Source organism: Mesorhizobium ciceri biovar biserrulae, from assembly GCF_001618845.1.
GTDB lineage: Bacteria > Pseudomonadota > Alphaproteobacteria > Rhizobiales > Rhizobiaceae > Mesorhizobium > Mesorhizobium ciceri.
Genome location: NZ_CP015064.1, coordinates 2,130,750 through 2,154,122, shown reverse-complemented (window position 1 = coordinate 2,154,122; position 23,373 = coordinate 2,130,750). Strand labels below are relative to the sequence as shown.

Here is a 23,373-nt window from a genome sequence, read left to right as displayed (position 1 = left end):
GACCATCTGATGAGCCAGTTGTGCAGGCGCTGCCGGACAGCTACCTTGTTCGGCGGCATGATGCCGTTCGAAAAAATCGAGAAAAGCCTTCATGAAGGTCGTTGAACGCTACATCATGCGCCGCGCTTTCGTGGTCTTCATGGCCGCTCTTGTGTGGACGCTGGCGATCGTATGGACGACGCAGGTGCTGGCAAAGATCGATCTGGTCACCGACAGCGGCCAGTCGGCGCTGACCTTCTTCGAAGTCGCCGCCCTCATCCTTCCGTCCATCATCCCGATCGTAGTGCCTTTTGCGCTGGTGGTGGCGGTCGCACAGACACTCAGCGTCATGAATTCGGATTCCGAACTTGCCGTCGTCAACGCCGCGGGGGCCTCGCGCTGGACGATCGTGCGGCCGATCATGTTGCTGGCGCTCGCCGCAGCTGTTTTTTCCTTTGCCGTCGACAACGGCATCGACCCTTACGCAAGGCAGAAGAACCGGGCCTTGGTGGCGTCGTCACGCGCGGATCTGTTGTCGCTGATCATCCAGGAAGGCACCTTCCGCAAGATCGACGACGGGTTGTTCCTGCAGGTCGGCGAGCGCCTTCCCAACAATCGGCTGGGCGGCATTTTCGTCGCCGATTCGCGCGAAGAAGGCGTCAACCTCGTCTACTACGCCAAGACCGGCAGCATCATCGAACGCGGCGGTGAAAAGGTGCTGATGATGAATGACGGCGTCATCCATCGCAAAACGCTGACCGGCGATCTCTCCGTCATCCGCTTCACCTCCTATGCCTTCGACATGTCGGCCTTCATGGCGGCGGCTTCAGCGGTGACGCTCCTGCCCAAGGACCAGACGACGCAGTACCTGCTCAACCCGAGCGCCAACGACAAGTATTATCAGCAGAGCCCCTACGAATACCGGGCCGAAGTCAACCAGCGGTTCTCGGAATGGACCTATTCCATGGTTTTCGCGCTGATCGCGCTTGCGGTCGCCGGGGATGCGCGCTCGCACCGCGAGGCGCGCGTCAATCCGCTGATCACGGCGATCACGATATCGCTGTTCGTGCGTTGGCTGGGCTTTTTCGCCGCCAGCAAGGCGGATGAGATCCCGCAATATGCCTATATGGTCTATGGTGTGCCGATCGTGGCTTCCGCGGTGGCGATCTGGTTCATCGTCTCGAACCGGACACTGGAACTGCCCGTGACCTGGGCGGACTGGATGACAAACTTCGCCTCGCGCATCGCTGACAGCTGGAATGCTTTCAAATTGCGTTTGTCCAGGCGCGGCACATCAGGGCAAGGGGTCGGCTGATGGGCTGGACACTGGGCCGCTATTTCTTCTTCCGCTACGTGACGATCACCATCTGGTTCTTCATCGGCCTCCTGGCGCTGGTGTTCCTGATCGATTTCACCGAGCTGTCCGGCCGCACCACCGGCCTGCCCGGCTTCACCTACGGCACGGCGGTAGCCATTTCAGGCCTCCGTATGCCGATGATCATGCTGCAGACGGTGCCGTTCGTCGGTCTCTTCTCGGCGATGGCGACGCTGGTGTCGCTGAACCGGCGCTACGAGCTGGTCATCGCGCGTTCCGCCGGTGTTTCCGCCTGGCAGTTCCTCTTGCCCTGCTGTATCGGAGCCTTGCTGTTCGGCGTCCTGTCGGTTGGCGTCATCAATCCGCTCGCCGCGCACGCATTCTCCTGGTCCGAGCAGATCGAAACCCAGCTGCGTTCCGGCAAATCGAATACGGTCTCGGCCGATGCCGCGCCCTGGATCCGGCAGAAAACCAGTTCGGGGGACACCATCATCGGTGCGCGGGCCATCCTGAACCAGGGCCTGGAAATGGCCGATGTCGTATTCTTCATTCTCGACCCGCAAGGCAACATCGTCGAGCGCAAGGATGCTGCCCGTGCCTTCCTGCGCGACGGCTATTGGGAATTGCAGGACGTCAAGACGTTCCAGAACGGCACGATCCAGGCATCGGCAACCGATCGCGTACCGACCAATCTGAAGCCCGAATTCGTGCAAGAGCGGCTGGCGCGCCCGGAAACCATCCCCTTCTACGACCTGCCCGGAAAGATCGAGGTTGCCCGCTCCTTCGGCCTCAAGGCAAATGCCTTTGCCATGCAGTTTGATTCGCTCGTGGCGTTGCCGTTCCTTCTCGTCGCCATGACGCTGATCGCGGCAACGGTTTCAATGCGATTTGCTAGGATGGGGCAGTCGGCGACGATGATTCTGGGTGGCATCATCGCTGGCTTTCTGCTTTATGTCGTTTCGGTTCTGGTGAAGGCATTCGGCGTGGCGGGATTCGTGCCGACTGTCGTAGCCGCCTGGGTACCGGTCATGGTGGCTATGTTCTTCGGGGTGACTTTCCTGCTATACAAGGAAGACGGCTAGTGAGGGAGGCGTTTTTGCCCAGCAACAGGCAGGCCGGTTTGGCGCGCCTCTATGCGGCGACCGCCTTGGCGTGCGTGCTTGCCTACGCCGTTCCGGCACCGGCGCTTGCGCAGGACGTCGGCGACATGGCGACATCGGTTCCATCCGGCTCGCAAATGCTGCTGGCCGCCGATACGCTGGTCTATAACAACGACAACCAGACCGTGACCGCCGTTGGCGGCGTGCAGATCGACTATGGTGGCAATCGCCTTGTCGCCCAGCGGGTCGAGTACAACCGCAACACCAAGCGAATGGTCGCAAGCGGTAACGTCGAAGTCATCAACAGCGACGGTACCAAGATCAATTCGCAGCATATCGACATCACCGATGACTTTGCCGACGGCTTCGTCAACGCGTTGCGGGTCGAAACCATCGACAAGGCCTATTTCGCCGCCGAAAGCGCCGAACGCATGGGCGGCGTGCTGACCACCTTCCACAATGGCGTCTACACCGCCTGCGAGCCGTGCGAGGATAAGCCGGACAAAGCGCCGACCTGGCGCGTCAAGGCCAAGAAGATCATCTGGAACGGCGAGAAGAAGACGGTTCGCTTCGAGAATGCGAATTTCGAGTTCTTCGGTTTTCCGCTTGCCTATCTGCCTGCATTCGAAATTGCCGACCCGACGGTGAAGCGCAAGAGCGGCTTCCTGATCCCGAGCATCATCTACAAGAGCGATCTCGGCGTCGGCGTGAAAGTCCCCTATTATCTCGCATTGGCGCCGACCTACGACCTGACCGTCACCGGCACCGGCTATACCAAGCAGGGTTTCCTCGGTGAGGCCGAGTGGCGTCAGCGCTTCAACAATGGCGAGTACAGCTTGAAGATCGCCGGGATACACCAGCAGAATCCCGACGCTTTCCTCGACACCACTGCCTTCCCCTCCAGCTCTGGCCACAACGTCAATTCGGGCAGCGCCGGCGATCCCAACAAATTCCGCGGCATGATGGGTACCCAGGGGCAGTTCGCCATCAACTCACGCTGGAACTTCGGCTGGGACGTGCTGCTGCAGACCGACAAGAATTTCTCGAACACCTACGGCATCGAAAAGTACAATAGCAGCGTCCACCAGTCGTCGGTCTACTTGACGGGTCTCAACGGCCGCAACTATTTCGACGTGCGCGCCATGCATTTCGATGTGCAGGAAGATACACCTGACGACAACGCCTCTGCACGAAGCGGACAACAGCCCTGGGTGCTGCCGTCGCTCGACTACGCCTATATTCCTGATGCGTCGGTGGCCGGCGGCCAGCTATCGCTCAATGTCAACGCGCGTGTCATCCGCCGCGACGAACTCGATGACACTTTCTCCATCCCCATACAGCGTGTCCCTGGTATCGAAGGCGAATCGGGCCGTCTCACCGCCGAGGCCGAGTGGAAGCGGAGCTTCGTCACTGATGGCGGGCTGGTGCTGACGCCATTGCTCGCACTGCAGGGCGACGTCGACTACCTCAATGCGTCATCGGCTTCGCTCACTGCCATTAACAATATGGCAGCAAATTTGAACGAGCAGGCCGATATGCGCTCGTCATTTGCCCGTTACATGGCAACCGCAGGCCTCGAGATGCGTTGGCCGGTGCTGTTTTCCATGGCCAGCGGGTCCAGCCATGTCATCGAACCGATGGCACAGGTTTTCATGCGTCCGAACGAGCAATATGTCGGCGGCCTCTCAGTGCCTAACGAAGACGCCCAAAGCATGGTCTTCGATGCGACCACCTTGTTCGAACGCGACAAGTTCTCCGGCTACGACCGCGTCGAAGGCGGTTCGCGCGCCAATGTCGGCTTCCGCTATTCCGGCTCCTACAACAATGGCTGGGGCACCAATGCCATTTTCGGCCAATCCTATCAGATTGGCGGCGAGAACTCGTTCGCCGCGCCGGATTTGGTGAATGTCGGCGCAAACTCCGGCCTCGACACGACCAAGTCCGACTATGTCGGCCTGTTCGGCATCAACAGCCCCAACGGCTTCGCGGCCTCGGTCAGCGGCCGTTTCGACGAACAGAGCTTCGAGATCCGCCGCGCCGAGGTGAAGGCCGCCTATTCCGGCCTGCCTGTGTCGCTGAGCGCCAAATACGCCTTCATCCAGGCCCAGCCGCTGTACGGCTTCACCACCGACCGCCACGAAGTCACGCTTGGTGCATCCACGCATCTGGCCGAAAACTGGCGCGTGTTCGGCACAGGAACCTACGACCTGCAGCAAAGCCTGCTGGTCAAGGATGGTGTCGGCTTCGCCTACAACGATTCCTGCTTCACTTATTTGATGACCTACTCGCAGTCGCGCGATCTGAACACCAGGGAGGTGTCGCAGACCATCGGCTTCAATCTGTCGTTCCGCACCCTCGGCGATTTCGGCTCGTCGACCAGTGCCGTCGACACGATCCAGTAACAATCGGCGACATCGTTTCGCCGCATAGGGCTGGCACGGATTTCGCGCACCTGGAAAGATCAAATTGGGCGGGACCGGGATAGAATTGGGATGCCAACGATGAGGAAATACCTCTTTTCAGCAGGTTTCGCGTTGCTCGTGGCGGCGACGTCCGTGTCGATCACCGTAATGGCGCCGCCGGCTTTCGCCAGCGAGATCAAATACGTCGTCAACGACATTCCTGTCACCACCGGCGACATCGCCCATCGCGCCGCTTTCCTGAAGCTGCAGCGCAAGAAGGGCGATGCCGGCCAGGAAATGATCGACCAGACGCTGCGTATGGCCGAGGCCAAGCGGCTTGGTATCCGCATCAGCGACGCCCAGGTCGATGCCGCGTACCAGCGCTTTGCCTCGAGCAACAAGATGCAGCTCAGCCAGCTCGACGGCGTCATGGAGAAGTCGGGCGTCACCAAGAGCCACTTCAAGGAATTCATCCGCGCCCAGATGGCCTGGAACCAGGCCTTGAGCGCGCGCTACCGTTCCGGCGACGGCACCGGCGCCGTCAGCGAACAGGATCTCGTCAGGAAGATGCTCGAAAAAGGCGGCGCCAAACCGAGCGCCACCGAATACATGCTGCAGCAGGTCATCTTCGTGGTGCCGGCGGCTGAACGCAGCGCGACGCTGGGCAAACGCAAGCGAGAGGCCGACGCCATGCGCGCCCGCTTCAATGGCTGCAACACGACGCGCGAATTCGCCAAGGGCCTGATCGACGTCACCGTTCGCGATCTGGGCCGGGTGCTGGCGCCGCAACTGCCGCCGGACTGGGCCGAGCAGATCAAAGCTACCAAAGTCGGCGGTGCCACCGTCACGCGCGAAACCGAACGCGGCGTCGAATTCATCGGCATCTGCTCGTCGCGCGAAGTGTCCGACGACAAGGTTGCCCAGATGGCGTTCCAGGCCGAAGGCTCCGGCGGCGACAAGGATGCCGACGCGCTCAGCAAGAAATATGTCGACGAGCTGAAGGCAAAAGCCCGCATCGTCAAGCGCTGACGTGGGCAACGCAGTGACTGCGCTCGCGTTGAGCGCCGGCGATCCGTCCGGCATTGGGCCGGAGATCGCCATCGCCGCCTTTATGGCGCGCGAGGCTGCCGCCCTGCCCCCCTTCTACCTGCTCGCCGATCCGGCGCTGATCGCCTCCCGGGCGCGCCTGCTTGGCCTCTCGCTGCCGATCGCCGAAGCCACCCCGGCACAAGCGGCGCAGGTCTTTGCCCGCGCCTTGCCGATCGTTCCGCTGGCTGCAGGCTGCATCGACAGCCCCGGCCAGCCGGATCCGGCCAATGCGGCCGCCACGATCGAGGCCATCGACCGCGCCGTCGCCGATTGCCTTGCCGGCGAAGCCTCGGCCGTGGTCACCTGCCCCATCGCCAAGAAGCCGCTCTACGATGCCGGCTTTCGCTTTCCCGGCCACACCGAATATCTGGCGCATCTGGCGGCTCGGCACAGCGGCGTCGAGGCGATGCCGGTGATGATGCTGGCAGGACCCGACCTGCGCACCGTTCCCGTCACCATCCACATAGCGCTGGCCGAGGTGCCGAAGGCACTGACCACCGAACTGATCGTCGCCACCGCGCGTATCACCGCTGCCGACCTTGCCGGCCGCTTCGGCATCGCCAGGCCACGGCTGGCGATTGCCGGGCTCAATCCACATGCCGGCGAAGGCGGCGCCATGGGCCTCGAGGACGAGCGGATCGTGCGCCCGGCGGTCGACATCCTGCGCGCCGAAGGCATCGACGCTTTCGGCCCTTTGCCGGCCGACACATTGTTCCATGCCCGGGCGCGGGCTGGTTACGACGCGGCCCTTTGCATGTATCACGACCAGGCGCTTATCCCGGCCAAGGCGCTGGCTTTCGACGAGGCGGTCAATGTCACGCTCGGCCTGCCCTTCATCCGCACCTCGCCCGACCACGGCACGGCCTTCGACATCGCCGGCAAGGGTGTGGCGCGGCCCGACAGCCTGATAGCGGCGCTGAAGCTTGCCCGGCGGCTGGCCGACACGAACACCAAGGCGGTTGCCGCATGAGATCTCGGACATGAGCATCGACGGGCTGCCGCCGTTGCGCGAGGTGATCGAGCGTCATGGGCTGCAGGCGAAGAAGGCGCTCGGCCAGAATTTCCTGCTCGACCTCAACCTCACCGGCAAGATCGCCCGCACCGCCGGCGACTTGTCCGATGCAACCGTCATCGAGGTCGGCCCCGGTCCCGGCGGGCTGACCCGCGCCTTGCTTGCCAACGGAGCGCGCCAGGTGATCGCCATAGAGCGCGACGAACGTTGCCTGGCTGCTCTTGCCGAAGTGTCCGACCACTATCCCGGCCGGCTGGAGGTTGTTTCGGGCGATGCGCTGAAGACGGATTTCACGGGCCTTGCCAGTCGAGCGACCGGCAATGGCGGCCCGGTCAAGATCGTGGCCAACCTGCCCTACAACATCGGCACGGAGCTGCTGGTGCGCTGGTTGACCGTCAGCGACTGGCCGCCTTTCTACACCTCGATGACTTTGATGTTCCAGCGCGAGGTGGCCGAGCGCATCGTCGCTCCCGCCGGCAGCGACAGCTATGGCCGGCTGGGGGTTCTTGCCGGCTGGCGGACGGAGGCGAGGATCGCCTTCGACGTACCGCCACAGGCATTCACGCCGCCGCCAAAGGTCACCTCCTCGGTGGTGCATCTTGTGCCGCGCCCGATGCCCCTGCCCACCGAGGTGAAGAAACTCGGCCGCGTCACAGAAGCCGCCTTCGGCCAACGTCGCAAGATGCTGCGGCAGAGCGTGAAGAGCCTCGGCGGCGAGGCCCTGCTCGAACGCGCCGGCATCGATCCGACACGCCGCGCCGAAACGCTCAGCGTCGAGGAGTTTGTAAGGTTGACAAACGCGGTGTAAGAGGCTGCCAATCTCCCCCCACAAGGGGGAGATTGGCGCTTCACCGCCTCAACCCGTCTTCTCGTCCAACAGTCCCGAGACGAAATCGAACAGGCCTGGCCGGCGGTCGCGTCTCAGCCGCTCGGCGACGACGATGCCGCGCACTTCGGCGAAGGCGCGATCGAGGTCGTCATTGACGATGACGAAATCATATTCCTTCCAGTGCTCGATCTCGTTGCGGGCGTTTTTCAACCGCGTTTCGATCACCGCTTCCTGGTCTTCGGCGCGGCGCTTCAGCCGTGCCTTCAACTCCTTCATCGATGGCGGCAGGATGAAGATCGAGACGATGTCCGCGCGCATCTTCTCCTTGAGCTGCTGGGCGCCCTGCCAGTCGATGTCGAACAGCATGTCGCGCCCTTCAGACAGCGCCAGTTCGGCAGGCTCGCGCGGTGTCGCATAGCAATTGCCATGCACCTCGGCCCACTCCAGCAGCGCGTCGGAATCACGAAGCCGCTCGAATTCGCGCATCGTCCGAAAATGATAGTGGACGCCTTCGATCTCGCTGCCGCGACGCGGCCTGGTGGTGACCGAAACCGACAGTTCGAGGCTGGAATCGCTTTCCAGAAGATTGCGCGCGATCGTCGACTTGCCGGCGCCGGATGGCGACGACAGGACGAGCATCAGGCCCCGGCGGCGAATGCGGGACCCCAAATCCTTGGCAACCATCGGCTACTCCAGATTCTGGATCTGTTCACGAAACTGGTCGACTACCGCCTTCAGGTCCAGCCCGATCGCGGTGATGGCGGCGGCATTCGACTTCGAACACAGCGTATTCGATTCGCGGTTAAATTCCTGTGCCAGAAAATCGAGCTTGCGACCGACCGCGCCGCCGCCCACCAGCAGTGCCCGGCCGGATGCGACATGCGTTTTCAGCCGGTCGATCTCTTCGCGAATATCGGCCTTGGTGGCCAGGAACGCGGCCTCCATGTGCAGTCGGGTGGCATCCAAATTGGCGGAAGCGTCCATCAGCAGCCTGACCTGCTCGGCGATGCGTTCCCGGATCACCGCGGTCTCGCGGGATGGATCCACTTCTGCCCGCAGCGTCAGCGCCTCGATTGTGTCGATATGACCCGACAGCAGCAAAGCCAGCGCGGCCCCTTCGCCCTGCCGTGCCTGTTCAAGCCCGTTCAAGGCCACTTCGAGCGCGGCCATGATCGCGGCATCGAGCGCGGCCCTCGCCTCCTCGGTTTCGACAGTTTCGGGAATGTCGAGCACGCCGCGCAGCGACAGCAGTCCATCCGAGGTCGCCGCAGCAACGCCGAACTGCTCCTGCAGCCGCTTGGCGAGCCCGGCCAGGTCCTTCAGGAAGGCTTCGTTGACGACCGGCTGCGCCTGCGCGCCGACGGCACGGCCGATGGTCAGCGTCGCCTGAAAATTGCCGCGTGCAAAACGTTTCTGAAGTATCTGCCGGACAGCCGGTTCCAACCGCTCGAAGCCTTGCGGCAGCCGCAGCCGTACTTCGACGCTCTTGCCGTTGACGGACTTGACCTCCCAGGCGATCGAAGTGCCTTCGTGCTCGGCGACGGCACGTGCAAAACCGGTCATGCTCTGCAAATTCATATCGCCCACACGTCCCTGGCACATTGCCCCGAACCGGCTTTCCGGACAGAGCTAGTGCGGCTTGAAAATGACTGCGCCGCAGGCGCGTCGAAATCGGACGCGCGGCGCTCTTGCAAATGTCAGGGCGTCGCCTGTCGGGCAACGCCTTTCTTCATTCTACTGGGCAGCGCCCGCGTCACCGCCGCTGTCGTCGGCACCGTCAGCCGGCCCACTGTCGGCCGGCCCACCGTCCGCCGGCTTGACGGCATTGCTGTCGCCGCCGCCGGTCGTCTTGGCGGCTTTGGCGACGTCATCCGCCTGCTTCTTCTGCAGAGCGCGATAGCGGGCGACATTCTCGTTGTGCTCGTCCAGCGTCGCGGCAAAGACGTGCCCACCGGTGCCGTCGGCGACGAAATAGAGGTCGTCGGTCTTCGATGGGTTGGCCACCGCCTCCAGCGCTGCACGACCCGGATTGGCGATCGGCGTCGGCGGCAAGCCGTTGATCACATAGGTGTTGTAGGGGGTCTGTTTCTGGATATCCGACTGGTAGATCGGCCGGTCCGCCGGCTTTCCCTTGCCGCCGAACAACCCGTAGATGATGGTCGGATCGGATTGCAGGCGCATGCCCTTGGCAAGCCGGTTCAGGAAGACGGCGGCAACCCGTGAACGCTCGTCACCCTTGCCCGTCTCTTTCTCGACAATCGAAGCCAGCGTGACGAACTCTTCGACGTTGGCCAGCGGCAGGTCCGGCGCGCGCCGCTGCCAGACATCGTCAACCAGTTTCTTCTGATCCGCAAGCAGCTTGTCGACCATCTGCTGGCGTGTCGCGCCGCGCGTGAAGCGCAGCGTGTCGGTGGCGAGGCTGCCCTCCGGCGGCGTGGTTGCCGGCATGTCGCCGCTCAAGGCAGTCTCCTCGGCGATGCGCTGCAGTGCCTGGTCGACAGTCAGTCCTTCAGGGATGGTCAGCGAATACATCACCGACTTGCCGCTCTTCAGAAGCTCCATGATATCGCGCATGGAAGCCCTGGGCTTGATCTCGTACTCGCCGGCTTTCAGCGCCGAATCATTGCCGAAGGCGCGCACGCCAAGGCGGAATACCCGGGCATCGCTGATCAGCCCGCGGCGTTCGAGCTGGTCGGCGATATCCTGGACGCCGGTGTTCGGCTTGACCAGGAAGGTATCGCCATTAGCGGAGGGTCCGGGCTCGGTGAATTCCTGCTTGCCGAAATAGACCGCGACGCCGGCCGCCAGAACCACCAGCATCACCGAGGAGATGACGAAGTTCATGAACACGACGACCTGGCTGCGTGACGCACGCGAGCGCTTCGGCGGCGGCGTGCCGGCCTCTGGCCGCAACGCCTCGCTGGCCGTTTTCGGCACGATCGGTCCGGATGTTGCCGACCGTTGCCCGAATTCTCCGTTGCCTGCCGGATTTGTGTTCATTTCGCCCTACCGTTTGATCGCCCAACGAATCCCCAGCGGCAGAGTAGAGGCGAATATGGCAAAATTGACGGCACGCCAAAGCGTCGCCCGGCAGCCGGACGATCAGCCATTGTAGCGCTGGAAGACCAGCGACGCATTGGTCCCGCCAAAGCCGAACGAATTGGACAGCGCCACGTCGATCTGGCGGGCACGCGGCTTGTTCGGCACCAGGTCGATCGCGGTTTCGCGTTCGGGGTTGTCGAGGTTGATGGTCGGCGGCGCGACATTGTCCCTGATGGCAAGGATCGAGAAGATCGCTTCGGCGGCACCGGCCGCCCCAAGCAGATGGCCGATCGACGACTTGGTCGACGACATCGAAATCTTCGATGCGGCATTGCCGACAAGCCGCTCGACAGCGCCGAGCTCGATCGTGTCGGCCATGGTCGAGGTGCCGTGCGCGTTGATGTAGTCGACGTCGGCAGGCGTAAGCTTGGCCCGGTTGAGTGCCGCCGTCATGCAACGGAAGGCACCATCGCCATCCTCGGCGGGCGCCGTGATGTGATGCGCGTCGCCGGTGAGACCATAACCCGTCACCTCGGCATAGATCTTGGCGCCGCGCGCTTTGGCATGTTCGAGCTCCTCGAGCACGACAACGCCGGCGCCCTCGCCCATGACGAAGCCGTCGCGGTCGCGATCATAGGGGCGCGACGCCGTTTGCGGCGAATCATTGCGTTCCGTCGACAGTGCCCGGCATGCGGCGAACCCGGCGATCGACAGCCGCGTCACCGGCGCTTCGGCGCCACCGGCGACCATCACGTCGGCATCGCCCCACATGATCAGCCGGGCAGCATCGCCAATGGCGTGCGCGCCGGTCGAACAGGCCGTGACGACGGCATGGTTCGGGCCTTTCAGCCCGTGCCGGATCGAAACCTGCCCGGAGACGAGATTGATGATCTGGCCCGGGATGAAGAAGGGGCTGATGCGGCGCGGGCCGCGTTCCTTGAGGATCATCGCGTTCTCGGCGATGCCCTCGATGCCGCCGATGCCGGAGCCGATCAGGACGCCGGTGGCGCATTGCTCTTCATGCGTCTTGGGTTCCCAGCCGGAATCCTTCAGCGCCTCGTCGGCGGCGGCAATCCCGTACAGGATGAAGTCGCCGATCTTGCGCAATTCCTTCGGCTCGAGCACGGCCTCGGGATTGAAGGTGGCATTGCTGCCGTCACCACGCGGAATGACGTGGGCGATCTTGCAAGCAAGGTCCTCCACCTCGAACTCGGTGATGCGCTTGGCAGCGCTGCGGCCGGTCAGAAGCTCCTTCCAGCTGTGCTCGAAGCCCATGCCGAACGGCGACAGCAAGCCAAGGCCCGTGACGACGACACGCCTCATCGCAGGTCCTCCCCGGTGATGACTGCAGAAAGCGTCAGGCCGAAGCCTTGTCGATGTACTTCACGGCATCGCCGACGGTCAGGATGGTCTCGGCCGCGTCGTCGGGGATCTCGACGCCGAATTCTTCTTCGAACGCCATGACGAGTTCGACCGTGTCGAGGCTGTCGGCGCCCAGATCATCGATGAAGCTCGCCTGCTCCGTCACTTTGTCGGCATCGACGCCAAGGTGCTCGATGACGATCTTCTTGACGCGCTCTGCGGTGTCACTCATTTGGGCATCCTCGTCTTTTGTTTGTCTGTCTTCGTTAGCGGGCAGAATGCCGCTAATCAAGCTGAAAGATGGTCCTGCCGGAAACGCAACGACTACGGACCGATTTTTGCCCGAACCGCCGGGTTGCGGGCCGCATTACACGAAAAATAGCTGAGGTCCAAGCCGAAATGGTCTCTTTACACAACCCGCCGGCGTTGCTGCAGAACCTCGTTCAAATCATAGCCATGCCGCCATTTACGTGGATGGTCTGGCCGGTGACGTAGGCGGCTTCGTTGGAGGCGAGATAAGCGACGGCGGACGCGACTTCGACGCTGGTGCCCATGCGCCGCGTCGGGATCGCCGCCATGATCGCCTCTTTCTGCTTGTCGTTGAGCTTGTCGGTCATTGCCGATTCGATGAAGCCTGGTGCAACGCAGTTAACGGTGATGTTGCGGGTGGCGATCTCCTGCGCCAGCGACTTGGAGAAGCCGATCATGCCGGCCTTGGAGGCGCAGTAATTGGTCTGGCCGGGGTTGCCGGTCACGCCGACCACCGAGGTGATGTTGATGATGCGGCCATGGCGGCGGCGCATCATCGGATGGGTGAGTTCGCGGGTGAGCCGGAAAACGGCGGTCAGATTGACCTCGATCACGCTGTCCCAATCGGCATCCGACATGCGCACGAACAGCCCGTCCTTGGTGATGCCGGCGTTGTTGACCAGGATGTCGACGCCTTCGAGATCGGCCTCGGCTTTCTGGCCGAGCGCCTTGACCTCGTCACGGTTGGACAAATTGGCCGGGAACAGCTTGACCCGGTCGCCAAGCTCGCTAGCCAGCGCGTCCAATTTCTCGATGCGGGTGCCATGCAGGCCGACGATCGCGCCTTGCGCATGCAGCATCCGGGCGATCGCCTCGCCGATGCCTCCCGATGCGCCGGTGACGAGCGCCTTGCGGCCAGTCAATTCGAACATTTTTGTCTCCTGATTGAGAAGAGAACACCCCTTTTGCAGGGAATGGGATCAAATGGGGCTTTATGCAAGCGCTGCTAGCGTTGCCTCGACCTCAGCCGCCGAGCCGACCGACGCAGTGGCGATGTCGCGGTTGATGCGCCGCGCCAATCCCGAAAGCACCTTGCCGGCGCCAATCTCGTAAAGCGTGGTGACGCCATTTGCGCCGAACCACTCCACGGTCTCGCGCCAACGTACGCGGCCGGTTATCTGCTCGACCAGGCGGCGGGCGATCTCGTCCGGATCGCTGGTCGGGCTGACCGTGACATTGGAGAGGACGGGAACGACCGGCGCATTCTTTGTCACACCGGCGAGTGCGTCGCGCATGACGTTCGCGGCCGGCGCCATCAGCGCCGAATGGAAGGGCGCGGACACCTGCAGCATCAGTGCGCGCTTGGCGCCTTTCTCAGTGCACAGTTTCGCCGCCAGTTCGACCGCGGCCCTGGCGCCGGAAATGACCAGTTGGCCGCCGCCATTGTCGTTGGCGATCTGGCAGACGGAGCCTTTGGCGGCTTCCGCGCAAGCGGCTTCGACATCGGCCTGTTCCAATCCGATGATCGCCGCCATGGCGCCCTCGCCGGCCGGCACCGCCGCCTGCATGGCATTGCCGCGGATGCGCAGCAGCCTGGCGGCATCGGCAACCGAAACGAAGCCAGCGGCCGCGAGCGCCGAATATTCGCCCAGCGAATGACCGGCGACATAGGCGACCTTGCCTTTCAGCGAGAAGCCGCGCGATTCCAGCGCCCGGATCGCGGCCAGCGACACCGCCATCAGCGCCGGCTGCGCGTTGGCGGTCAGCATCAACGTCTCTTCCGGCCCTTCCCAGATCAGCTTCGACAGGTTTTCGCCGAGCGCGTCGTCGACTTCCTGGAAAATTCTGCGCGCCTCGGGAAAGGCCTCGGCGAGATCCTTGCCCATGCCGACTGCCTGGCTGCCTTGTCCAGGAAAGGTGAATGCAACGGCCATGCGCGGGCTCCCAAGGGCTGGTTTTGCTTGCCTGATAGACGAGTTTTTCTTGCCTGTGACGCAAGGCAGGCCGCCAAGTCAAGCCCGGTTCGACCCTGCTCGACGGCAGCTTCATCCGCCGAGTGCCTGTTCCGAAAGGCTTTTTGGCGATCACTCCTGATGAAAACCGCTCACGATTCGTTTGCTGGCTCTTCTTATTTTGGCCACAGGCGCTAGCTTTGCGTGACAATTCCATGACAATCGAGTGACGTGCTTGTCGCTGGGTGGGGAAGTTAAAGTGGCAAAGAGTTACAAACGCGCCGGCAAGGCCGCGCCACAGTTCCTGGAAGACGACCCCTCCACCGGCTATCTGCCGGGCAGGAGATGGCCGGTCGTGCGCTATGGGCTGATCAGCCTGGCGATCGCCGCCGTCCTGGTGTTTGCCATCGAACTGATCGTGCGCGGCGACTTTGCCGGCACGGTCTCCTTCTTCCTGCAGCCGCTCAAGCCGGGCTGGACCACCATCGTCGTGTTCGCGCTGATCCTGATCGGCCTCGATGCGGTGCTGGGCCGCAGCCATCAGAGCCTGATGATCGTCGCGCCGCTGACGCTATCGCTTGCCTTCGTCGGCCACCAGAAGTCGCATTATCTCGGCGATCCGCTCTATCCGACCGATTTCCTCTATGCCCGCCAGATCTTTGCGCTGTTGCCGCTTTTGGTGCGCGACCGGCCGATGACCGCGCTCGCCATGGTCGTCGGCATCGTCGCCGGCCTGTCGCTGCTCGTCTATGGCTGGCGGATGTGGCGCCGCAAGGTTCCCGCACTCAGCCGCAAGGGACGCCTTGCGCGGCTGACGCTGGCAGTGCCGCTGCTCGCCTTCTTCGTTTCGATCATGGACTATGCCACCTTCTCCTGGACCAGGGACCGGTTGCAGATCATCCCGATCATGTGGGACCAGAAGGAAAACTATGCCTCCAACGGTTTTGCGCTGGCCTTTGCGCTCAATGTGCCGATGGCGCATGTCTCTGCGCCGCCGGGCTATTCCGACAAGGCGATCGCGGCGATCGCCAGGCCCGATGTGACCGCCTCGGTGCCGGCCGAGAAGCCTGACATCATCATCGTCATGAGCGAGTCCTTCTGGGACCCGACCAAGCTGCCCGGCGTCACCATCACGCCCGATCCGATCCCCAATGTGCGGGCGCTGCGCTCCGGCTCGATGTTCTCGCCGGAGTTCGGCGGCATGACCGCCAATATCGAGTTCGAGGCGCTGACCGGCTTCTCCAACGCGTTCCTGCCGGCCGGCAGCATCCCCTACCAGCAATATGTGCGCACGCCGACGCCGTCGCTGGCAACCTTCCTCAAGAGCCAGGGTTATCGGGCGCGCGCCATCCATCCGGGCACCAACTGGTTCTGGAACCGTGGCGCGGTCTACGCCGATTTCGGCTTCAACGATTTCAAGTCGGAAGAGACGCTGCCGCCAATGCAAAAGCGCGGGCCACTGGCATCGGATGCCGCGATGACCGACGAGATCATCAGCGAGGCCGACGCCAGCGAAGAGCCGGTGTTCTTCTTTGCGGTCAGCCTGCAAAACCACGGTCCCTACGAACCGAACCGCTATTACAGTCCCACGCACAGGGTGCAGGCGCCGATCAGCCAGTGGGCGCGCGAATCGCTGCTCAGCTACGCCGAAGGCTCAGCCGATGCCGATCGCGGTCTCGAACGCCTCGTCGAATGGGCAAAGACACGCTCCCGCCCAACCGTGATCGCCTTCTTCGGCGACCATCTGCCGCCGCTCGGGCCGGTCTATGTCGAAACCGGCTTCCTGAAGGACAATGTCGCGCCGCGCAAGGAAGCGTCGCCCGAGGCTGCCCTCGAGCATCATGAGACGCCGCTGGTCATCTGGTCGAACCGCACCGGGCCAGCTGAGCACATGGGCGCCGTCAGCCCGGCCTTCCTGCCCTATCATATCCTGAAGACGGCCGGCATCAGCCATCCCTACTACACCGGCTTCCTGGGCGAGATGAGCGAACACTACCGTGTCGTCGACCGCAATTTGCTGCTGACGCCGGCTGGCGAGGCCACGCCCGATTGGGCGCGGCAGAAGGAGATCGATCCGGCGATCCGCGATTTCCGCCTGCTGCAGTACGATATGATGTTCGGCAAACGCCACGCGGCACCCGACTTCTTCCCCGAAACGGTCGACAAGATTGTCGCCGCCCATACGAGTTGAGGCCAGCGATTTCCTCAGAGCCTGCTGGTCCGTCTCGGGTCGCGTGTTCAGTTCGTCAATTGCAGCTTCGTGAAGTTGTTGGCGATCTGAAGGAACACGTTCGGCAGTTTGGTCGGATCGTTGACGGCATAATAGTTGCTCGGATCCGAGGCGCAGGCGCTGTAAAGTGCACGGTTGGCTGCGGTGTCGGATTGCAGCACCATGGTGTAGATCTGCACGCCCTCGTTCTTCAATTGCGTGCAAACGTTTTTGGTCCAGCCGTCGACATTGCGCGCAGCGGTCGTCTGGTTGTCCGATCCGAAGCGGCCGCCAGCCAGATAGCCATAGGATGTGTAATCCGACTTTGTCGATTCTTGTTCGCTGGCGCCATAGACGACGTTCTCGCCGTCGGTGAGCAACAGCACGATCTTGCTGATCCCAGGCGTCTTCCACGGCGCTCCGTCGGTGTAGGGCGCGGCGGGCGACAGCACGCGCATACCCCACGACAGGCCCTCGGAGACATTGGTACCCGAGCCATTCCACTCGGTCATCTGACTGGCCGCCTTGCGGAGCTTGTCAAAGTCGTCGGTCAGGGGGACCACCGGGGTCGGACACGCACGGTTCGGGCCGACAGTGACGGGAGAGCCGATCTCGGTGATGAGTTCCTTGGCGGGCGCAACATATTTGGCGATCTTTTCCCTGGCATCCCTGTCATCGGGCGACAGAAGTTCGATGAGATTGCCGAGCAGGTTGCTGAGATCGATGCCCAGAATGTTGATGCCCGACTGGGCAAGCCTGGTTTTGTCGCTGACATCGTTGAGATAGGAGTTGTTGTAGTATTTATCCGAATTGCCATAGGAGCCAGACGGCTTCTGGGCGTCTTCGGGATCATCCGGCGCAAAGTAGGGCACGAACAGCGTGTCGGGCTTGGCCGGGTCGGGTGGCGTGTCGGAGATATTGTAAGCGCCTGGCCGCGCCTCGACGCAACCTTTCCATCCGGTGCCATTCCATCCGGCATCGGCCCATCCGGTCTTCTTGAGCTGTTTGAAAAGCGCCATGTGGTTCGGCCGCTTGCCGTCGATGACGGGAAAATTGACGCCGTTGGTTGACGACTTGCCGTCCATGTCGATCCAGGACGGGTCGAAGCCGTCGCCATTGACGTTGACGGCTGTCACGAAAGGAACCAGCGAGGCGCGGATCTTGCGCGTTGGCGATTTCGCCGCTTCGAGCGTGTCGAGCAACGATTTTGTCGCCGTCCTCAGCGCCGTCATCCGCGCGCCGGCCATCGAGCCGGTGTTGTCCAGCACCAGCACGACTTCGAGCTGGTTGTTCGATTCGACCGCCGAGGCATCGACCACGATGTGCTTGCTGTCGCCGAACAGGAAGGCGAAGTTGAGATGGACGTCCGCCGAGGCAACCGCCTTGGTCTTGACGAAGTTGACGCCCTTGTCGACAGTCAACGTCGCCTGCGCATTGTCGAGCTCGCCATGACCGACGATGTTGGCCTGGAAATAGCGGTTGAAAGCGTCATTGCGGGTGATGTCGAGATCGCCAAGGTGCGAAGAAGCAAGGTTTGCCGAATCGAGAGCGTTCTGCAAATTGCTCTTGGCCCGCATAAGGGTCGAGACATCGGTTGCGAAAGCGACTGCCGTCAGGATGACCGGCAAACCCAGTCCCAGCACAAGCGTGAAATTGCCGCTCTTCGAGCGCCAGAATTTGTTGAGAAGCATCCTTACCCCCGGAAATGCTTGCCGCTTTTGCGCGGTTGTCCGGGCTTTTGCGCCTTCCATGATGAATCGACCGTTGACGGCCAGGCTTCAACTCCACACAACCTGCTGGTGTGGTTAAGACGTGGTTGCCGGAAACCACGACTCCGGCCGTTGCTGCTCCCGATCGTCGCCTGCGACACACGGGAATGCCGCTTGCCCTTGCTTTGCGGCCGGATTGCTGTATAGACGCCCGCAATCTGCCGGTCCTTGCTGGGGGCTGAACGGAGGGCCGGAGGTTTTTCAGAACCTTCGTGTGAAGCCGGAAGTGCTTCCGCCTCCCGTGTCTCCGCTCTCGACCGTCTCGTCATGCTCCTTTCTTCCCCCCTGCCCCTCGAGGGTTTGCGGGTCAGAGAAGTTGCAGAGGCTTTTGCCGCCGGGAACCGGGAGAGAAACGAAGAAAGGCATAAGACATAATGGCTCTTTACGAACATGTGTTTCTTGCCCGGCAGGACCTCTCGCAGCAGCAGGTCGATGCGCTTGTCGAACAGTACAAGGGTGTCATCTCCGCAAATGGCGGGTCCGTCGGCCGGGTCGAGAACTGGGGACTGAAGTCCCTCACCTACCGGGTCAACAAGAACCGGAAGGCTTACTACACGCTGATGGACCTGAATTGCCCGGCGGCCGCGCTCAACGAGATGGAGCGCCAGATGGGCCTGTCCGAAGACGTGCTGCGTTTCCTGACCATCAAGGTCGAGGCGCATGAGGAAGGCCCGTCGGCCATGATGCAGAAGCGCGAAGAGCGCTCGGAACGCGGCGGCTTCGGCGACCGTGACCGTGGCGATCGTGGTCCGCGTTCGTTCGGCGATCGTGATCGCGGCGACCGTGGCGATCGTCCGCCGCGCTCGTTCGGCGACGCCGGTGCCGATCGTGGTCCGCGCCGTCCGCGCGAAGGCTTTGAAGGGGGTGCAGAATAATGGTCGACATCAATCAGATCCCGACCCGGCGCCCGTTCCATCGCCGCCGCAAGACCTGCCCGTTCTCCGGCGCCAACGCGCCCAAGATCGACTACAAGGACGTGCGTCTGCTGCAGCGCTACATTTCCGAGCGTGGCAAGATCGTGCCGTCGCGCATCACCGCCGTCAGCCAGAAGAAGCAGCGCGAACTCGCCAAGGCGATCAAGCGCGCCCGCTTCCTCGGCCTGCTGCCCTACGTGGTTCGCTAATATCTCAAATGCGGGCGGTTCGCCGCCCGCTCTTCTCCCACGGCGACGGGCGCCGCAGGGTTGAACATCAAATCCCGGGTTGAGGTCAAAACCTCTAACTGCCGCACAGGCAGGACAGCGACACCAGCGCCAAAGGCGCTCAAGCTTCCTGACCTGTTCCCAAGACTTTCGGCGCCGATCTCATCGATCGATTGGCGTCCAACCAAAGGAACAAATCCATGGACGTCATTCTTCTCGAACGCGTTTCCCGCCTCGGCCAGATGGGCGATACCGTCAAGGTCAAGGACGGCTTCGCCCGTAACTTCCTGCTGCCGCAGGGCAAGGCGCTGCGCGCCAACGAAGCCAACAAGAAGAAGTTCGAAGGCCAGCGCGCCCAGCTTGAAGCCCGCAACCTCGAGCGCAAGTCGGAAGCGGCCCAGGTCGCTGAAAAGCTCGACGGCAAGAGCTTCATCGCCGTTCGCTCCGCCGGCGAAACCGGTCAGCTTTACGGTTCCGTTTCGACCCGCGACATCGCCGATCTGCTGACGGCGGAAGGTTTTTCGATCAACCGCAACCAGATCCTGCTCAACCAGCCGATCAAGACCATCGGTGTCACCAATGTGGCGATCGCGCTGCATCCGGAAGTCGAGGTCACCGTCACGCTCAACATCGCCCGCACGGCCGACGAAGCCGAGCGCCAGGCCAAGGGCGAGACGCTGACCACCGCCGAAGCCATCTATGGCGACGACATCAACGACAACGCCCGGCCGGAGAACTTCTTCGATCCGAACACCGAGTTCGAAGGCGACGAAGACAACGCCTGATCACACGTCGCAAGCGATTGGAGCCATGGGCTGATCACGACTTGACGCCAAGCTCCGATCACTTTGCCGTCATCCAGCCATGCTGGACCAATGCCCGGGCCTCGCGCCCGGGCATTTTTGTGCCAAATGGAACTTTTCGAACCCCTATATATTGTTGCAGACTATGGCGTCGCGCGTCCTTTGGCCGCGCAAAGCACGCTGTGCAACTTTGGTTCGGCGCAAGATCTCCGGCGAAATCGATCCCGATTTTCGCGGTCACGCGCCAAGGCAGCCTGTCTGGCCGAGAGGGGACATTTGGTCATGAATATTCTGTTGAAGCGCGTTCTCGACCGCTTGGTGCGCACCGGCAATCTTAGGGTAACCGGCCCCAAGGGCACGGCGGTGGTTTTCGGCGACGGCAGCGGCGAACCGGTGCACATGCACATCAAAACCGCGCATGCCGAGCGCGCCATCACCTTCGATCCGATGCTGGCGGTGCCTGAAGCCTATATGGACGGCGAACTCGACATTCTCGAGGGCGGCGTGCTGGGCGTGATGCGCATCGCCTTCCAGAACATGGGCAGCGGCGGCATCGACGCCACCTGGTCGAAGGCCATCGAAGGCCTGCGCCACGCCTTCCGCCGACTGCAGCAGATCAACACCGCCTCGCGCTCGCGGCGCAACGTGCAGCGCCACTACGATCTGTCGGGCGATCTCTACCGGCTCTTCCTCGACGAGGACATGCAATATTCCTGCGCCTATTTCGAGCAGCCGGATATGACGCTCGACGAGGCGCAGGCCGCCAAGAAACGCCACATCGCCGCCAAGCTCCGGCTGAAGGCCGGCCAGACGGTGCTCGACATCGGCTCCGGCTGGGGCGGGCTTGGCCTCTATCTCGCCAAGGCGTTCGACGTCGACGTGCAAGGCGTCACGCTGTCGACCGAGCAGCATGGCGTCGCCACCGACCGGGCGCATGCGCAAGGGCTGGAAAGCCGCGTGCATTTCGAGCTGAAGGACTACCGCGAACTCAATGAGCGTTTCGATCGCATCGTCTCGGTCGGTATGTTCGAGCATGTCGGCGTCAACCACTATCGCACCTTCTTCGACAAGAGCGCGACGCTGCTCAAGCCAGATGGCGTCATGCTGTTGCACACGATCGGCCGTTCCGGCGTGCCGTGGGCGACCAGCGCCTTCATCCGCAAATACATCTTCCCGGGCGGCTACATCCCGTCGCTGTCGGAAGTGATGCCTGCGATCGAGAAGTCGGGCCTGGTCGTCACCGACGTCGAGATCCTGCGGCTCCACTATGCCGACACGCTGAAGCACTGGGGCGAGCGCTTCGCCGCCAATCGCGACAAGGCCAAGGCGATCTATGACGAGCGCTTCTGCCGCATGTGGGAATTCTATCTGGCGGCCTCGGAAGCCGCCTTCCGCTGGCAGGATCTGGTGATCTTCCAGATCCAGATCGCCAAGAAGAACGATACGCTGCCGATGACACGCGACTACATGGCCAAATGCGAAAAAGCGCTTGAGATGCGCGATATGGGGCATCGTGAAACGGCTCCCGTCAAAAAGAGCCCGGCCGCCAAGCCGGCTCGCCGCCGCAAGGTTGCCGACCAGGAATAGCATTGCCGCTTGCCATTGCCGGCGCCTGCACTGAAAAAGGTCCCGTGACCGTCGCGGGACCTTTTTCATGACCTTTGTCCTCTATGCCGCCGCCGCTCTGGCCGAGATCGCCGGCTGCTTTTCATTCTGGGCCTGGTGGCGGCTGGAGAAGTCGCCGCTTTGGCTGCTTCCCGGCCTCGCCTCGCTTGCCCTGTTCGGCTTCCTGCTGGCGCTGGTCGACACGTCAGCCGCCGGTCGCGCCTACGCCGCCTATGGCGGCATCTACATCGTGGCGTCGCTTGGCTGGCTGTGGCTGGTTGAAGGCGTTCGCCCCGACCGCTGGGATCTTGCCGGTGCCGCGCTCTGCATTGCCGGTGCTTCGGTGATCCTTCTCGTCCCGCGGGGCGCTTGAGATGGAGTTGCCTGCCTCCCTTCGCCAAGGTGTCGAGCGTCTGCTCGAAAACGTTCCGCTGGCGGTACTCAAGCAAGCGGCAAAGACGCTGTCCGACCGCTACCGCGCCGAGTTGCGCGACGGCCGTCTGCACATGGCCGAGGATCTGGCGGTGAAGGCCTATCTGGCGACGCGGCTGCCGGCAACCTATGCCGCGATCCGTGCCAGCCTCGACGCGCTGAGCGACGCCAAGCCTGCCTTTCAGCCCAGGACCTTGCTCGATGTCGGCGCCGGCCCTGGCACGGTGCTTTGGGCCGCGACCGATCTGTGGCCCGATCTCGAACAGGCGGTGTTGTTCGAAGCCAGTGCCGCCGTGCGTAAGGTCGGCGAGACGCTTGCCGGCAACACTATTGCCGCCCAGACCAGATGGCTGGCCGGTGATGCCACCATCGACCTTGCTGACATCGAGCCGGCCGATCTGGTCACGTGCGCTTATGTGCTCGATGAAATCGCGCCGGCATCGCTGCCGAAACTCATTGACCGGCTCTGGCAACTCACTGGCGACACGCTCCTGATCGTCGAGCCGGGCACCCCCGCCGGCTGGCAGCGCATCCTTGCCGTGCGCCGGCAGCTGATCGAGGCGGGCGCGCATGTGCTTGCGCCTTGCGCGCATCAGGCGCCCTGCCCGCTGGTCCAGCCCGACTGGTGCCATTTTTCCCGCCGCGTCGCCCGCTCGCGCCTGCATCGGCTGGCCAAGGATGCCGACGTGCCGTGGGAAGACGAGAAATTCATCTACGTCGCGGCTTCTCGCGACGGCCCCACATCACACCAGGCACGAGTTCTTGCGCCACCGAAATCCGGCTCCGGCAAGGTTCTGCTCAAGCTTTGCCAGGACGACGGCACCGCCACCGAGCGCTTGTTCACCAAGCGCGACGGCGCCGACTTCAAGTTGGCCCGGCGATTGGACTGGGGCGACAGGCTGGACAACATCGCAAAATGAACAGTGCCATTGTTCTTGCTTTGTTCCGACGAGTCAGATAGAGATCCACGCCCTGTCGAGTCAACCGGAATCGGGGCACGCGAATACTCTCCTGTGGACGATTGGTTGTTCCTGTGAACAACGGGCATCAAGGTTCTTTGGTTGGGTAGTGATGCAGAAAGGT

At 62.7% G+C, this 23,373-nt stretch carries 22 protein-coding genes; 14 read left to right on the top strand and 8 right to left on the bottom strand.

The features are described from left to right. The first annotated feature begins 91 nt into the window (after positions 1 to 91). The 6 genes from lptF (at position 92) to rsmA (ending at position 7,705) form a co-directional block, all read left to right on the top strand. Positions 92 to 1,294 carry an LPS export ABC transporter permease LptF gene (gene lptF, locus A4R29_RS09635; RefSeq protein ID WP_013532506.1) on the top strand — a complete coding sequence of 401 codons (1,203 nt, stop codon included), beginning with the start codon at positions 92 to 94 and terminating at the stop codon, positions 1,292 to 1,294. Then, on the top strand, positions 1,291 to 2,376 hold the full coding sequence (gene lptG, locus A4R29_RS09630; protein ID WP_174299091.1) for an LPS export ABC transporter permease LptG: 1,086 nt from the start codon (positions 1,291 to 1,293) through the stop codon (positions 2,374 to 2,376). Before lptF ends, lptG begins: the two co-directional genes overlap by 4 nt. After that, positions 2,376 to 4,796, top strand: a complete 2,421-nt coding sequence (locus tag A4R29_RS09625; RefSeq protein WP_063171795.1) for an LPS-assembly protein LptD — start codon at positions 2,376 to 2,378, stop codon at positions 4,794 to 4,796. Before lptG ends, A4R29_RS09625 begins: the two co-directional genes overlap by 1 nt. Positions 4,797 to 4,886: 90 nt before the next feature. Further along, complete coding sequence (locus A4R29_RS09620; protein WP_024504313.1) at positions 4,887 to 5,825, top strand: peptidylprolyl isomerase; 939 nt, start codon at positions 4,887 to 4,889, stop codon at positions 5,823 to 5,825. Between the two features lies 1 nt (position 5,826). Beyond that, positions 5,827 to 6,855 (top strand): 4-hydroxythreonine-4-phosphate dehydrogenase PdxA, encoded by a 1,029-nt coding sequence (pdxA, locus tag A4R29_RS09615; protein WP_063171794.1) that lies wholly within the window; start codon positions 5,827 to 5,829, stop codon positions 6,853 to 6,855. Positions 6,856 to 6,865: 10 nt separating this feature from the next. Then, complete coding sequence (gene rsmA / locus A4R29_RS09610; RefSeq protein WP_063173630.1) at positions 6,866 to 7,705, top strand: 16S rRNA (adenine(1518)-N(6)/adenine(1519)-N(6))-dimethyltransferase RsmA; 840 nt, start codon at positions 6,866 to 6,868, stop codon at positions 7,703 to 7,705. Between the two features lie 48 nt (positions 7,706 to 7,753). Here rsmA and gmk read toward each other — a convergent pair whose 3' ends face one another. The 3 genes from gmk to mltG form a co-directional block, all read right to left on the bottom strand. Beyond that, positions 7,754 to 8,410 carry a guanylate kinase gene (gmk, locus tag A4R29_RS09605; RefSeq protein WP_013532512.1) on the bottom strand — a complete coding sequence of 219 codons (657 nt, stop codon included), beginning with the start codon at positions 8,408 to 8,410 and terminating at the stop codon, positions 7,754 to 7,756. A 3-nt stretch (positions 8,411 to 8,413) separates the two neighbouring features. After that, entirely contained in the window at positions 8,414 to 9,304 is an 891-nt protein-coding gene (locus tag A4R29_RS09600) for a YicC/YloC family endoribonuclease (protein ID WP_013532513.1), read from the bottom strand. A gap of 156 nt (positions 9,305 to 9,460) precedes the next feature. Further along, positions 9,461 to 10,570 carry an endolytic transglycosylase MltG gene (gene mltG / locus A4R29_RS09595; protein ID WP_244506936.1) on the bottom strand — a complete coding sequence of 370 codons (1,110 nt, stop codon included), beginning with the start codon at positions 10,568 to 10,570 and terminating at the stop codon, positions 9,461 to 9,463. On the opposite strand from mltG, the gene A4R29_RS35015 reads away from it, so the two are divergent. Continuing rightward, positions 10,569 to 10,841 carry a hypothetical protein gene (locus A4R29_RS35015; RefSeq protein WP_224673079.1) on the top strand — a complete coding sequence of 91 codons (273 nt, stop codon included), beginning with the start codon at positions 10,569 to 10,571 and terminating at the stop codon, positions 10,839 to 10,841. The genes mltG and A4R29_RS35015 overlap by 2 nt on opposite strands. Here A4R29_RS35015 and fabF read toward each other — a convergent pair. The 4 genes from fabF to fabD all read right to left on the bottom strand — a co-directional run bounded on the left by fabF (position 10,829) and on the right by fabD (position 14,313). After that, entirely contained in the window at positions 10,829 to 12,091 is a 1,263-nt protein-coding gene (fabF, locus tag A4R29_RS09590; RefSeq protein WP_013532515.1) for a beta-ketoacyl-ACP synthase II, read from the bottom strand. The genes A4R29_RS35015 and fabF overlap by 13 nt on opposite strands. Positions 12,092 to 12,125: 34 nt before the next feature. Beyond that, positions 12,126 to 12,362 (bottom strand): acyl carrier protein, encoded by a 237-nt coding sequence (locus A4R29_RS09585; RefSeq protein ID WP_006203723.1) that lies wholly within the window; start codon positions 12,360 to 12,362, stop codon positions 12,126 to 12,128. Between the two features lie 211 nt (positions 12,363 to 12,573). Continuing rightward, positions 12,574 to 13,311: a 3-oxoacyl-[acyl-carrier-protein] reductase gene (gene fabG, locus A4R29_RS09580; protein WP_063171792.1), complete on the bottom strand. Its 738-nt coding sequence runs from the start codon at positions 13,309 to 13,311 to the stop codon at positions 12,574 to 12,576. Between the two features lie 60 nt (positions 13,312 to 13,371). Further along, positions 13,372 to 14,313, bottom strand: coding sequence for an ACP S-malonyltransferase (gene fabD / locus A4R29_RS09575; RefSeq protein WP_013532517.1), 942 nt, complete (start codon positions 14,311 to 14,313; stop codon positions 13,372 to 13,374). 253 nt (positions 14,314 to 14,566) lie between these two features. On the opposite strand from fabD, the gene A4R29_RS09570 reads away from it, so the two are divergent. Then, positions 14,567 to 16,522, top strand: coding sequence for an LTA synthase family protein (locus A4R29_RS09570; protein WP_013532518.1), 1,956 nt, complete (start codon positions 14,567 to 14,569; stop codon positions 16,520 to 16,522). A 47-nt stretch (positions 16,523 to 16,569) separates the two neighbouring features. On the opposite strand, the gene A4R29_RS09565 is transcribed toward A4R29_RS09570, so the two are convergent. After that, positions 16,570 to 18,231 (bottom strand): pilus assembly protein, encoded by a 1,662-nt coding sequence (locus A4R29_RS09565; RefSeq protein ID WP_063171791.1) that lies wholly within the window; start codon positions 18,229 to 18,231, stop codon positions 16,570 to 16,572. A gap of 452 nt (positions 18,232 to 18,683) precedes the next feature. Between A4R29_RS09565 and rpsF the strand changes: the two genes are divergently transcribed. From rpsF to A4R29_RS09535, 6 genes are all read left to right on the top strand, one after another. Beyond that, positions 18,684 to 19,184 carry a 30S ribosomal protein S6 gene (gene rpsF, locus A4R29_RS09560; RefSeq protein ID WP_013532520.1) on the top strand — a complete coding sequence of 167 codons (501 nt, stop codon included), beginning with the start codon at positions 18,684 to 18,686 and terminating at the stop codon, positions 19,182 to 19,184. Next, entirely contained in the window at positions 19,184 to 19,432 is a 249-nt protein-coding gene (rpsR, locus tag A4R29_RS09555) for a 30S ribosomal protein S18 (RefSeq protein ID WP_006203718.1), read from the top strand. Before rpsF ends, rpsR begins: the two co-directional genes overlap by 1 nt. 218 nt (positions 19,433 to 19,650) lie before the next feature. Next, positions 19,651 to 20,235 carry a 50S ribosomal protein L9 gene (rplI, locus tag A4R29_RS09550; protein WP_013532521.1) on the top strand — a complete coding sequence of 195 codons (585 nt, stop codon included), beginning with the start codon at positions 19,651 to 19,653 and terminating at the stop codon, positions 20,233 to 20,235. Between the two features lie 300 nt (positions 20,236 to 20,535). Beyond that, positions 20,536 to 21,840: an SAM-dependent methyltransferase gene (locus A4R29_RS09545; protein ID WP_024504321.1), complete on the top strand. Its 1,305-nt coding sequence runs from the start codon at positions 20,536 to 20,538 to the stop codon at positions 21,838 to 21,840. A gap of 67 nt (positions 21,841 to 21,907) precedes the next feature. Continuing rightward, positions 21,908 to 22,231 carry a YnfA family protein gene (locus A4R29_RS09540; protein ID WP_013532523.1) on the top strand — a complete coding sequence of 108 codons (324 nt, stop codon included), beginning with the start codon at positions 21,908 to 21,910 and terminating at the stop codon, positions 22,229 to 22,231. A 1-nt stretch (position 22,232) separates the two neighbouring features. Then, a complete protein-coding gene (locus tag A4R29_RS09535; RefSeq protein ID WP_063171790.1) occupies positions 22,233 to 23,210 on the top strand; it encodes a small ribosomal subunit Rsm22 family protein in 978 nt (325 codons plus the stop codon). The last annotated feature ends 163 nt before the right edge of the window (positions 23,211 to 23,373 follow it).

Coding starts and splice junctions, on each gene's coding strand:
- lptF (WP_013532506.1), top strand. CDS start 92: ATGAAGGTCGTTGAACGCTACATCATGCGCCGCGCTTTCGTGGTCTTC.
- A4R29_RS09620 (WP_024504313.1), top strand. CDS start 4,887: ATGCCAACGATGAGGAAATACCTCTTTTCAGCAGGTTTCGCGTTGCTC.
- rsmA (WP_063173630.1), top strand. CDS start 6,866: ATGAGCATCGACGGGCTGCCGCCGTTGCGCGAGGTGATCGAGCGTCAT.
- gmk (WP_013532512.1), bottom strand. CDS start 8,410: ATGGTTGCCAAGGATTTGGGGTCCCGCATTCGCCGCCGGGGCCTGATG.
- A4R29_RS09600 (WP_013532513.1), bottom strand. CDS start 9,304: ATGAATTTGCAGAGCATGACCGGTTTTGCACGTGCCGTCGCCGAGCAC.
- A4R29_RS35015 (WP_224673079.1), top strand. CDS start 10,569: ATGAACACGACGACCTGGCTGCGTGACGCACGCGAGCGCTTCGGCGGC.
- mltG (WP_244506936.1), bottom strand. CDS start 10,570: ATGAACTTCGTCATCTCCTCGGTGATGCTGGTGGTTCTGGCGGCCGGC.
- fabF (WP_013532515.1), bottom strand. CDS start 12,091: ATGAGGCGTGTCGTCGTCACGGGCCTTGGCTTGCTGTCGCCGTTCGGC.
- A4R29_RS09585 (WP_006203723.1), bottom strand. CDS start 12,362: ATGAGTGACACCGCAGAGCGCGTCAAGAAGATCGTCATCGAGCACCTT.
- fabG (WP_063171792.1), bottom strand. CDS start 13,311: ATGTTCGAATTGACTGGCCGCAAGGCGCTCGTCACCGGCGCATCGGGA.
- fabD (WP_013532517.1), bottom strand. CDS start 14,313: ATGGCCGTTGCATTCACCTTTCCTGGACAAGGCAGCCAGGCAGTCGGC.
- A4R29_RS09565 (WP_063171791.1), bottom strand. CDS start 18,231: ATGCTTCTCAACAAATTCTGGCGCTCGAAGAGCGGCAATTTCACGCTT.
- rpsF (WP_013532520.1), top strand. CDS start 18,684: ATGGCTCTTTACGAACATGTGTTTCTTGCCCGGCAGGACCTCTCGCAG.
- rpsR (WP_006203718.1), top strand. CDS start 19,184: ATGGTCGACATCAATCAGATCCCGACCCGGCGCCCGTTCCATCGCCGC.
- rplI (WP_013532521.1), top strand. CDS start 19,651: ATGGACGTCATTCTTCTCGAACGCGTTTCCCGCCTCGGCCAGATGGGC.
- A4R29_RS09545 (WP_024504321.1), top strand. CDS start 20,536: ATGAATATTCTGTTGAAGCGCGTTCTCGACCGCTTGGTGCGCACCGGC.
- A4R29_RS09540 (WP_013532523.1), top strand. CDS start 21,908: ATGACCTTTGTCCTCTATGCCGCCGCCGCTCTGGCCGAGATCGCCGGC.
- A4R29_RS09535 (WP_063171790.1), top strand. CDS start 22,233: ATGGAGTTGCCTGCCTCCCTTCGCCAAGGTGTCGAGCGTCTGCTCGAA.